The 11,333-nt window shown below is 60.8% G+C and carries 8 protein-coding genes and 2 riboswitches; of the genes, 3 read left to right on the top strand and 5 right to left on the bottom strand.

Annotated elements, in window-relative coordinates; translation table 11 throughout:
• Positions 1–177 precede the first annotated feature (177 nt).
• Positions 178–3,888, bottom strand: coding sequence for a methionine synthase (gene metH, locus AC1RS8_RS26725; protein ID WP_407516946.1), 3,711 nt, complete (start codon positions 3,886–3,888; stop codon positions 178–180).
• A 156-nt stretch (positions 3,889–4,044) separates the two neighbouring features.
• Between metH and AC1RS8_RS26720 the strand changes: the two genes are divergently transcribed.
• Positions 4,045–6,354: a fatty acid cis/trans isomerase gene (locus AC1RS8_RS26720; protein ID WP_489338622.1), complete on the top strand. Its 2,310-nt coding sequence runs from the start codon at positions 4,045–4,047 to the stop codon at positions 6,352–6,354.
• A 196-nt stretch (positions 6,355–6,550) separates the two neighbouring features.
• Entirely contained in the window at positions 6,551–7,135 is a 585-nt protein-coding gene (gene nfuA / locus AC1RS8_RS26715) for a Fe-S biogenesis protein NfuA (RefSeq protein WP_008059275.1), read from the top strand.
• Positions 7,136–7,245: 110 nt separating this feature from the next.
• Here the strand turns inward: nfuA and cobM are convergent, their stop codons facing one another.
• The 4 genes from cobM to AC1RS8_RS26695 all read right to left on the bottom strand — a co-directional run bounded on the left by cobM (position 7,246) and on the right by AC1RS8_RS26695 (position 9,394).
• On the bottom strand, positions 7,246–7,992 hold the full coding sequence (cobM, locus tag AC1RS8_RS26710) for a precorrin-4 C(11)-methyltransferase (protein ID WP_223501982.1): 747 nt from the start codon (positions 7,990–7,992) through the stop codon (positions 7,246–7,248).
• An 81-nt stretch (positions 7,993–8,073) separates the two neighbouring features.
• The gene (locus AC1RS8_RS26705; RefSeq protein ID WP_057714561.1) at positions 8,074–8,487 is read right to left on the bottom strand and encodes a cobalamin biosynthesis protein; all 414 of its coding nucleotides are present in this window, start codon (positions 8,485–8,487) and stop codon (positions 8,074–8,076) included.
• On the bottom strand, positions 8,484–9,191 hold the full coding sequence (locus tag AC1RS8_RS26700; protein WP_489338621.1) for a CbtA family protein: 708 nt from the start codon (positions 9,189–9,191) through the stop codon (positions 8,484–8,486). Before AC1RS8_RS26700 ends, AC1RS8_RS26705 begins: the two co-directional genes overlap by 4 nt.
• A gap of 11 nt (positions 9,192–9,202) precedes the next feature.
• Positions 9,203–9,394 (bottom strand): CbtB domain-containing protein, encoded by a 192-nt coding sequence (locus AC1RS8_RS26695; RefSeq protein ID WP_057714565.1) that lies wholly within the window; start codon positions 9,392–9,394, stop codon positions 9,203–9,205.
• A 121-nt stretch (positions 9,395–9,515) separates the two neighbouring features.
• Positions 9,516–9,741, bottom strand: a riboswitch (cobalamin riboswitch).
• Positions 9,742–9,946: 205 nt separating this feature from the next.
• A riboswitch (cobalamin riboswitch) is annotated at positions 9,947–10,159 on the top strand.
• 103 nt (positions 10,160–10,262) lie between these two features.
• Here AC1RS8_RS26695 and cobW point away from each other — a divergent pair.
• Positions 10,263–11,333, top strand: coding sequence for a cobalamin biosynthesis protein CobW (gene cobW, locus AC1RS8_RS26690; protein ID WP_102671351.1), 1,071 nt, complete (start codon positions 10,263–10,265; stop codon positions 11,331–11,333).

Raw genomic sequence — 11,333 nt, 5'->3', positions numbered from 1 at the left:
TATCTGTCGCCAATAGCCATGGAGCAAAAAGCGGCATAAACACCGTAACCGGTGTCCGGGATTACTTGACCAGTTCAGCTTGCTCGCGATGGGGGCTTGATGTTCAACATCAATGTTGACTGATACGCCGCTATCGCGAGCAAGCTCGCTCCCACAAGGTTTTTTTCAGTTGATCACTCAGTTGTCGTAACCGAGATTCGGCGCCAGCCAGCGCTCGGTAACGCTCAGTTCCTGGCCTTTGCGCGACGTGTAGCTCTGCACCTGGTCCTTGTCGATCTTGCCCACGGCGAAGTACTGCGCCTGCGGGTGAGCAAAGTACCAGCCACTGACCGCTGCCGCCGGGAACATCGCGTAGTGCTCGGTGAGGAATACACCACTGCGGCCTGCGCGCATTTCCTGGGCTTCTGGATCGAGCAGGGCGAACAGCTGAGCTTTCTCGGTGTGATCCGGACAGGCCGGGTAGCCCGGAGCAGGGCGGATACCGCTGTACTGTTCCTTGATCAGTGCCTCGTTATCCAGCGCTTCATCCTTGGCATAACCCCAATAGTCTTTACGCACCTGCTGGTGCAGCCACTCGGCGCAGGCTTCGGCCAGGCGGTCGGCCAGGGCCTTGACCATGATCGAGTTGTAATCGTCGCCGGCGTCCTGGTAGGCCTTGGCCACTTCTTCGGCGCCGATGCCGGCGGTGGTGATGAAACCACCCACGTAGTCAGTCACTTCACTGTCCTTGGGCGCGACGAAGTCGGCCAGGGAGAAGTTCGGTTTGCCGTCGGTCTTGATGATCTGCTGGCGCAGGTGATGCAGCTTGGTCATTGGCTTGCCGTCATCGCCATAGAGCTCGATGTCGTCGTCATGCACCTGGTTGGCCGGCCAGAAGCCGAACACCGCGCGAGCGCTGATCAGCTTTTCGTCGATCAATTTGCGCAGCATTTCCCTCGCGTCGTTGTACAGCGAGGTGGCGGCTTCACCGACCACTTCGTCCTGGAGAATGCGCGGGAACTTGCCGGCCAGGTCCCAGGATATGAAAAACGGCGTCCAGTCGATGTATTCGGCCAGCACGTCGAGGTCGATGTTGTCCAGCACCCGCGCTCCGGTGAAGGTCGGTTTGACCGGCGTGTAGGACGCCCAGTCGAATTGCGGCTTCTTGGCGATGGCTGCGCCGTAGCTCAGGCGCTCGGTGCGGGCACTGCGGTTGGACGTGCGCTCGCGAACTTCGATGTAATCCTGGCGGGTTTTCTCGACAAAACCGGCCTTCAGTTCCTTGGACAGCAACTGGGTCGCCACGCCCACGGCGCGGGAGGCGTCGGTGACGTAGATCACCGCGTCGTTGCTGTATTTCGGCTCGATCTTGACTGCCGTGTGCGCTTTGGAAGTGGTGGCGCCACCGATCATCAACGGCAGGTGGAAGTCCTGACGCTGCATTTCGCGGGCGACGTGGACCATCTCATCCAGCGACGGGGTGATCAGGCCGGACAGGCCGATGATGTCGCACTTCTGTTCCCTGGCCACCTGCAGGATTTTTTCCGCCGGCACCATTACGCCCAGGTCGACGATGTCGTAGCCGTTGCAGCCCAGCACCACGCCGACGATGTTCTTGCCGATGTCGTGCACGTCGCCTTTGACGGTCGCCATCAGGATCTTGCCCTTGGCTTCTGGCTTGTCGCCTTTTTCCAGTTCGATGAACGGGATCAGGTGGGCCACGGCCTGCTTCATCACGCGGGCGGATTTAACCACCTGCGGCAGGAACATTTTGCCGGCGCCGAACAGGTCGCCGACGATGTTCATGCCGGCCATCAGCGGGCCTTCGATCACTTCGATCGGGCGAGCGAAGGACTGGCGCGATTCTTCGGTGTCTTCGACGATGTGGGTGGTGATGCCCTTGACCAGTGCGTGTTCCAGGCGCTTGTTGACGTCCCAGTTACGCCACTCTTCGGTCTCGGCTTCCTTGACGCTGCCGTCGCCCTTGTATTTGTCGGCGATGGCGAGGAGGGCGTCGGTGCCTTCCGGGGTGCGGTTGAGGATCACGTCTTCCACGGCGTCGCGCAGCTCCACCGGGATCTGGTCGTAGATCTCCAGTTGCCCGGCGTTGACGATACCCATGGTCAGCCCGGAACGGATCGCGTACAGCAGGAACACCGAGTGGATCGCCTCGCGCACGGGGTTGTTGCCACGGAACGAGAACGACACGTTGGACACGCCACCGGAGGTCAGCGCATACGGCAGCTCGTCACGGATGTAGGCACAGGCATTGATGAAGTCGACGGCGTAGTTGTTGTGTTCTTCGATACCGGTGGCCACGGCGAAGATGTTCGGGTCGAAGATGATGTCTTCCGGCGGGAAGTCCACTTCGTTGACCAGAATGTCGTAGGAGCGTTTGCAGATTTCTTTCTTGCGCGCTTCGGTGTCGGCCTGGCCGGCTTCGTCGAAGGCCATCACCACCACCGCGGCACCGTAGCGCTTGCACAGCTTGGCGTGATGGATGAACTGCTCGACGCCTTCTTTCATGCTGATCGAGTTGACGATGCCCTTGCCCTGGATGCACTTGAGGCCGGCTTCGATCACTTCCCACTTGGAGGAGTCGATCATGATCGGTACGCGGGAGATGTCCGGTTCGCCGGCAATCAGATTGAGGAAGGTCACCATGGCCTTCTTCGAATCGAGCATCCCTTCGTCCATGTTGATGTCGATCACCTGGGCGCCGGCTTCGACCTGCTGCAGGGCGACTTCCAGGGCCTCGGTGTAGTTGTCTTCACGGATCAGGCGGGCGAACTTGGCGGAACCGGTGATGTTGGTCCGCTCACCGACGTTGACGAACAGCGAGTTGCGATCGATGGTGAACGGCTCCAGACCCGAGAGGCGGCAAGCCTTCGGGATGTCCGGAATCTCGCGCGGCGCATAACCGGCCACGGCCTTGGCGATGGCCTCGATGTGGCCCGGCGTGGTGCCGCAGCAGCCGCCGACGATGTTGAGGAAGCCGCTCTGGGCGAACTCTTCGATGACCTTGGCGGTTTCCGACGGCAATTCGTCGTACTCGCCGAACTCGTTCGGCAGGCCGGCGTTCGGGTGCGCGGAAACGTGGGTGCTGGCCTTGTTCGACAACTCTTCGAGGTACGGGCGCAATTCGCGGGCGCCGAGGGCGCAGTTCAGGCCGACGGAAATCGGCTTGGCGTGGGCCACGGAGTTCCAGAAGGCTTCGGTGGTCTGGCCCGACAGGGTGCGGCCGGAGGCGTCGGTGATGGTGCCGGAAATCATGATCGGCAGTTCGACGCCCAGTTCCTCGAACACGCCTTGTACGGCGAAGATCGCGGCCTTGGCGTTGAGGGTATCGAAGATGGTTTCGATCAGGATCAGGTCGGCGCCGCCCTCGATCAGGCCTTTGGTGGCTTCGGTGTAGTTCTCCACCAGCTCATCAAAGGTGACGTTGCGGTAACCAGGGTTGTTGACGTCCGGGGACAACGAGCAGGTACGGCTGGTCGGGCCGAGCACGCCGGCAACAAAACGCGGTTTGTCCGGGTTCTCGAGGGTTTTCGCATCGGCGACCTTGCGCGCCAGGCGAGCGCCTTCTACGTTCAATTCGTACGCCAGTTTTTCCATGCCGTAATCGGCCATGGAAATCCGGGTGGCGTTGAAGGTGTTGGTTTCCAGAATGTCGGCGCCGGCATCCAGGTAGGCTTTTTCAATGCCGCCAATCACGTCCGGGCGAGTCAGTACCAACAGGTCGTTGTTGCCTTTGACATCGCTTGGCCAGTCAGCGAAGCGTTTGCCACGGTAATCCTGCTCTTCGAGCTTGTAGCTCTGGATCATCGTGCCCATACCGCCATCGAGAATCAGGATGCGCTCTTTGAGGGCGTGCTTGAGAGCTTGAAGGCGAACGCTGCGATCGGACATTTGGACTACTCGGTAAGGCCATGACGAAGGGCCGGGATGATAGCAAACCTGTGCGCTTTTGGAGCGTGACTCGAATTTGCATGAATATCGTTCATGTTGGTTAGGGTGACAGACCGGTAGAATCGCGGCGTTTTTTCAGGATTCGGGACCAGGGACATGTCGTATCGCTTCGTCATCGGCACATTGCTGCTGTTTTTAAGCTGGGGCGCCGTGGCGCAAGGCCCGGCGATTTCCTCTGCCATTTCACCTGTTATTTCCTACAGCCGCGACATTCAACCGATCTTCACTGAAAAGTGCGTGGCCTGCCACGCCTGCAATGACGCCGCCTGTCAGCTCAACCTGGGCAGCGGTGAGGGCGCGGTGCGGGGCGCGACGAAAGTCCCGGTCTACGACGGTGACCGCCGCCAGGCGGTTGCACCGACCCGACTGTTCTATGACGCCTCCGGCAAACAGGCCTGGCAGCAAAAGGGCTTCTATTCGGTGCTCGATGCCCAGGGCAACCAGGCCGCACTGATGGCGCGGATGCTGGAGCTTGGCCACAACACTCCGTTGCAACCCAACGCGAAGCTGCCGGAAGACATCGTCCTGGGCCTGAACCGGGAAAACATGTGTGCCATGCCCGCGGAGTTCGACGGCTACGCCGCCAAGCATCAGAAGGAGGGCATGCCGCTGGCAGTGACCGGCCTGACCGACCAGCAGTACCAGACGCTGCAACGCTGGCTGGCGGCAGGCGCGCCGATCGATCAGCAGGCGCTGGCGCCCAGCTCCAGGGAAGCCTTGCAGGTGGTGCAATGGGAAAACCTGCTCAATTCGCCGGGAGCCCGGGAAAGCCTGGTGGGGCGCTGGCTGTACGAGCACTGGTTCCTGGCCCATCTCTACTTCAAGGACGGTGAGCCTGGGCATTTCTTCCAGTGGGTGCGTTCGCGCACCCCGACCGGCCAGCCGATCGACCTGATCAACACCCGTCGCCCGAATGATGATCCGGGCACGCAGTTTTACTATCGCCTGTGGCCGGTACAGGGCGTGATCGTGCACAAGACCCACATCACCTATCCGCTGGGTCCGGCGAAGCTGGCGCGGGTCAAGAGCCTGTTCTACAGCGGCAACTGGCAGGTCGACGCATTGCCGGGCTATGGACCGCAGAGCCGGGCCAACCCGTTTGCCACTTTCGAAGCGATTCCGGCCCAGGCGCGCTATCAGTTCATGCTCGATAACGCCGAATACTTTGTGCGCACGTTCATTCGTGGGCCAGTGTGTCGCGGCCAGATCGCCACGGACGTGATCCGCGATAATTTCTGGGCGCTGTTCCAGGCGCCCGAGCACGACCTGTATGTCACGGATCCGAATTATCGCGGGCAGGCCACGCCATTGCTGGCGATGCCGGGGCAGAACGATGATGTCGGCAGCGTCCTCAGCCTGTGGCACGACTACCGTGACAAGCGTAACGAATACGAAGCCTTGCGCCGGGACAGCTACGCCGATGAGCCAGCACCGAGCTGGTCGACCCTGTGGGCCGGCAACGACAATGCGTTGCTGAGTATCTTCCGCCATTTCGACAGTGCTTCGGTGACCAAAGGCCTGATCGGCGAGGTGCCGCAAACGATATGGCTGTTCGACTATCCGCTGCTGGAGCGCACCTACTATCAACTGGCAGTGAACTTCGATGTGTTCGGGAACCTGTCCCATCAGGCTCAGACGCGCTTGTATTTCGACTTGATCCGCAACGGTGCCGAACAGAATTTCCTGCGCCTGATGCCCGCCGACTCCCGGGATGACTACCTTGACGACTGGTATCAGAATAGTGGCAAATTCAAGATGTGGCTCGACTACGAGACCATCGACGACGACAAGCCGACCGCGCTGAAGCTTAACGCGCTGGACCCCAAGCGCGACTTTGCCATGCAGTTGCTGGCCCGTTATGGCGATCTCAATGCAAGGCCCGACCCGATCAATCGCTGCGACGGCGCTTACTGTTCGCGGCCAAACATCGACCCGGACCTGCAAAGTGCCGAGCAGGCATTGAGCCGCCTGACTTCGCGTCCGGCCGCCGGACTGAAGGTCATCGATCAGTTGCCGGAGGCTACGCTCCTGCGTATTGAAACCGGCAGCGGCAAGCGCGAGGTCTACAGCCTGTTGCGTAACCGTGCCCACAGCAACGTGGCGTTTTTGCTCGGTGAATCATTGCGCTATCAACCGGGGCTCGACACCCTGACGATTTTCCCGGGTGTACTCAGCAGCTACCCGAACTTCATGTTCAACATCCCGGCCGGGCAAGTGCCGGCGTTTGTGGATGCGATGGAAAGCGCCAAGGACACCGACAGCTTCGAGAAAATCGTCGAACGCTGGGGAATACGCCGCAGTCATCCGCAATTCTGGGCTTATTTCCATGACCTGAGCCGCTACATCCACGAAACCGATCCGGTGGAAGAGGGCGTGCTGGACATGAATCGCTACGAGAACCTCTGAACAATCACCGCCCCCCCCTGTAGGAGCGAGCTTGCTCGCGATGATGGATCAGTTGCATTGATGTCGACTGACACACCATCGCGAGCAAGCTCGCTCCTACAGGGGGGTTGTGGACAATCTTTCCCGACAAAAATACTAGGACTTTGTCCGGCGCGTTGATTGGCGTAAACTGCGCCCAAGCCTGCGAGGAGTTTCCATGACCGCTATTACCATCACTGACGCCGCCCACGATTATCTGGCTGATCTGCTCTCCAAGCAGAACACCCCGGGCATCGGCATCCGCGTCTTCATCACCCAGCCTGGCACCCAGTACGCCGAAACCTGCATTGCCTACTGCAAGCCGGGCGAAGAAAAACCCGAAGACACCGCGCTGGGGCTGAAAAGCTTCACTGCGTACATCGACCACTTCAGCGAAGCTTTCCTGGACGATGCAGTTGTCGACTACGCCACCGACCGCATGGGCGGCCAGCTGACCATCAAGGCGCCAAACGCCAAGGTACCGATGGTCAACGCCGACAGCCCGATCAACGAGCGCATCAACTACTACCTGCAAACCGAGATCAACCCGGGGCTGGCCAGCCACGGCGGTCAGGTCAGCCTGATCGACGTGGTCGAAGACGGCATCGCCGTCCTGCAGTTCGGTGGTGGTTGCCAGGGCTGCGGCCAGGCCGACGTGACGCTGAAGGAAGGCATCGAGCGCACCTTGCTCGAGCGCATCCCGGAGCTCAAAGGTGTTCGCGACGTGACCGACCACACGCAGAAAGAAAACGCCTACTACTAAGGTGTTCGCTGCGAAATCAAAAAACGGCGCCCCGTGAGCGCCGTTTTTTATGGGTGATTGGAAACCTGTGGCGAGGGGGCAAGCCCCCTCGCCACAGGGTTGGTGGTGAATCAGGGCCTGTAGAGATGCGCATGCCCCGCACGATACAGCGATGACTCGCTGAAGTGATCACTGCCCAGCACCCGACCCACCAGAATCAACGCCGTACGACGAAATCCCTTCGATTCAACCTTCCCGGCAATATCTGCCAGCGTGCCCACCACCCAATCCTGATCCGGCCAGCTCGCTCGATGCACCACCGCAATCGGGCAATCGGCGCCGTAATGCGGCAGCAGTTCCTCGACGATCTTCGCCAGGTGACTGACCCCCAAATGAATCGCCATGGTCGCGCCGTGCTGCGCCAGGCTGGAGAATTCCTCTCCGGGTGGCATGGCGGTTTTGTCGGCGTAGCGAGTCAGGATCACGCTCTGCGAAATGTCCGGCAGGGTCAGTTCCGCGCCCAAGAGCGCTGCGCAAGCGGCTGTGGCAGTCACGCCGGGTACGATTTCGAACGCAATGCCCAGTTCACGCAGATAGCGAATCTGCTCGCCAATGGCGCCATACAGGCTCGGATCGCCAGAGTGCACCCGGGCCACATCCTGGCCTTTGGCGTGGGCGGTCTTGATCAGGTCGATGATCTGTTCCAGGTGCAGTTCGGCGCTGTTGACCACCTGTTCGGCACAGTGACCTTCCAGTACGGCGGCCGGCACCAGTGAGCCGGCATAAATGATCACCGGGCAACTGCGTATCAGCCGCTGGCCCTTGACGGTGATCAGTTCGGGGTCGCCGGGACCTGCGCCAATGAAGTAGACGGTCATCGTCGGTTCCTGTGGGAAAAAGGGGCTGAACAGGTCTTCAGATGAAGAATGTTCATGATCGAAGGCGGGGATTATCGGTTTTTACGCAGCACCAGCCAATGCCAGGGTTGCCTGGGCATATTTTTGTCGTGGAATCAGCAGTTTTGCCGGGGCCTGGGCCAGTTGTTCGGCCAGGGCCAGTGCGGCGCTTTCCGCAACGCCGTAGCAACCGGTGCGCTCAAACGCTATTTGCGATTGATGGCTGAGTTGCGGTTCATAAGCGGCCAGTTGCTCACTGCTGAAATACGTCAGTTCCAGGCCGAGTTGCTGAGCCAGTTCGATCAGTGCAGGTTCGTCGCGCTTCGAATCGATGCTGGCCAGCGCCTTGATTTCATGACGAGCTATCTGGTGCGCCTCCAGCGCCTGATCGAGCAGCGCCAGCAACGTGCTGACGGGGCAGCCCCGTTGGCAGCCCAGGCCGACCACCAGGGTCGGCGCTGTGCTGACGTCAGTCATGCGTTGTATTGACCATCGCTTTTGCGACGGAACAACCAGGCGCTGATCAGGCCCAGGGCCAGCCAGAATGCCACGTTGGTCAGTTGCGAAGCGATTTTGAACCGGGTTTCCAGCGCCTCTGGAGCAAGCATCGAATGCACCTCCGGTTGCGGCGCGCCAATCACATGGGGAACGGCGAGGATCGCCGCGCCGAGGACTTTCATCAGCCAGTGACGGCTGAACACGATCAGCGCAATACCGACGGCGGTGGAGGCGGCGGTACCGACCCACCACAGTTGCCGTTCTGCCAGGTCGGCGGCGGCAGTGCCTGGCAATTCAGGTGGCAGGCCGAGGGTCGGCGCGAGCACGAAGGTCGCGTAACCGGCCAGGCCCCAGAGCAGGCCTTGAGAGGTTTTGGTCGGCGCACGCAAGGTGTACAGGCCGGCCAGCATCAGGGCGAAACCGACCGCCACCACCAGGTTGCCACCGGTGGTCGACAGCACGCGCTGCCAGCCATCTTCCGGCTCCCAGGCTTGTGCATCATGAGTGTGAGCAGCCATCGCACCGTCGGCGTGTTCATGCATTTCAACAGCGGCCGGTTCGGCTTTTTCGTAGGTCTCGGCCTGCAAAATCAGCGGGGCGACCCAGAAACTTTGCAGCAGGGTCAGCAACAGGGCGGCCAGCAGCCCGGTGAAACCTGCGGTTTGCGCAATACGCTTGATCATGTCGACAGCTCTCAATGGCACGGGAACGCGGAGCTGTGGCGGGTATCGTGGGCGGCGTTGTGCACCGCTTCGATGTGCGAGAAACCGGCGAAATACACAAGGCACGCGCCCAGGATCGACGCGCAGACGGCGGCGGCCAAACGTTGGGTCAGGGTTGAGGTGGTGCTTGCGGCTGTGTGTTCGGCGCTGCTGATGATCGACATGGCGTTTCCCTCTGGTCTGTCAGCGGGGAATAAGAGCGCATGCAAAACCCCGCACGACCAGGCGCGCAAGGTTTCAAACAGCGCCCGCCCACCGCGGGTTTGTTGGTTCAGTGATCGTACTGGTCACTTTGTGTTGCGGGCCGGTCTCCGGGCTCACGAGGGGCAAAGGCTTGCGCCTGGACCTGAAAGCATCACCTTCCCATGCCGCAGTGGCACAGTGGATCTGACGCTTCGCTCGCTTACCGTTGCGGGGGCAGCACCGGACTGACATGGCTTAAGAGTAAAGCACATGATTCACCGGTTTCCCGTTTCACCCTGTGAAGGGCACCCGTAACAAGGTGTGTAGGAGAGCATGGGCGGGGGTTGGGCGTCAATTGGCAGGGGTTCTCAATTCGGAACCGGGTCGACCCAATCGCGAGCAAGCTCGCTCCCACATTTGACCGCATTTTTCTCAAAGAGCCCCATCCCCTGTGGGAGCGAGCTTGCTCGCGATTGGGTCGTTACAGGCGCTACAGAACTCAGCATGAACATTGACCCGCCCCAAGACCATGCGTAGCCTTGCGCTTTCGAGGTTCTTCGGCGTTTGTCGAAGCTAAGAAGGGAACGCGGTCAATGCCGCGGCTGCCCCCGCAACTGTGAACGGTGATGTTCGTTGCCACGCCACTGCTGACTCAATCCATGAGGCCGGCGGGAAGGCGCAGCGAATGCCAGGCTCAAGCCCGGCACACCGTCAGCCAGGAGACCTGCCTCGTCACAGATTCTCACTTTCAACCGGGCGGGGTGATCCGGTGGCGAACTCTTCAGGCACGCGCGTGCGCGTTGCCGGTCGTCGTCCCGTATGCCCGCCAGCTTAGCCATAGGGCATCCGATGAAAACACTGGCCAAACTCCCCGTCACCATCGTCACCGGCTTTCTCGGCTCGGGTAAAACCACGCTGCTGCGCCACATGCTCGACAACGCCCAGGGTCGCCGCATCGCGGTGATCGTCAACGAATTTGGTGAGTTGGGCATCGACGGCGAAATCCTCAAGCAATGCTCCATCGGTTGCACCGAAGAAGAAGCCAACGGCCGTGTCTATGAACTGGCCAACGGCTGCCTGTGCTGCACCGTCCAGGAAGAATTCTTCCCGGTGATGCGCGAACTGGTGGCCCGTCGCGGCGATCTGGACCACATTCTCATCGAAACGTCCGGTCTGGCATTGCCCAAGCCGCTGGTGCAGGCCTTCCAGTGGCCGGAAATCCGCAGTGCCTGCACGGTGGATGCGGTAATCACCGTGGTCGACAGCCCGGCCGTGGCCGCCGGCACCTTCGCCGCGTTCCCGGATCAGGTCGACGCCCAGCGCAAACTCGACCCGAACCTGGACCACGAATCGCCGCTGCACGAACTGTTCGCCGACCAATTGGCCAGCGCTGACCTGGTGATCCTCAACAAAACCGACCTGATCAACCCGACGGACCTGGCCCGTGTGCGCCTGGAAGTCGCCGAAGAGTTGCCGCCAGCGGTGAAAATCATCGAAGCCAGCAGTGGTCGCCTGCCGCTGGACGTGCTGATCGGCCTCGGTGTCGGCTCCGAAGAACACATCGACAGCCGCCACAGCCACCACGACCATCATCACGATGGCGACGACGATCATGATGACCACGATCACGACGCCTTCGATTCGATCTCCATCGAACTGCCGCAAGCCGACGAAAGCCTGCTGCTGGACGCGCTGACCCAACTGGTGGTCCAGCACGGCATCCTGCGCGTCAAGGGGTTTGCGGCGATTCCGAACAAGCCGATGCGCCTGCTGATCCAGGGCGTGGGTACGCGTTTTGACAAGCATTTCGACCGCCAGTGGGGCGCCGAGGAAGCGCGAGTCACTCGCTTGGTGCTGATCGGCCAGGAACTGGACGCCACTGTTCTCGAAGCGCAATTGCGCGCCGCGCTCAGCGTGTAA

It is taken from the genome of Pseudomonas sp. GW821-FHT12A04 (assembly GCF_058807755.1).
This window is presented reverse-complemented; position numbering and strand designations above follow the sequence as displayed.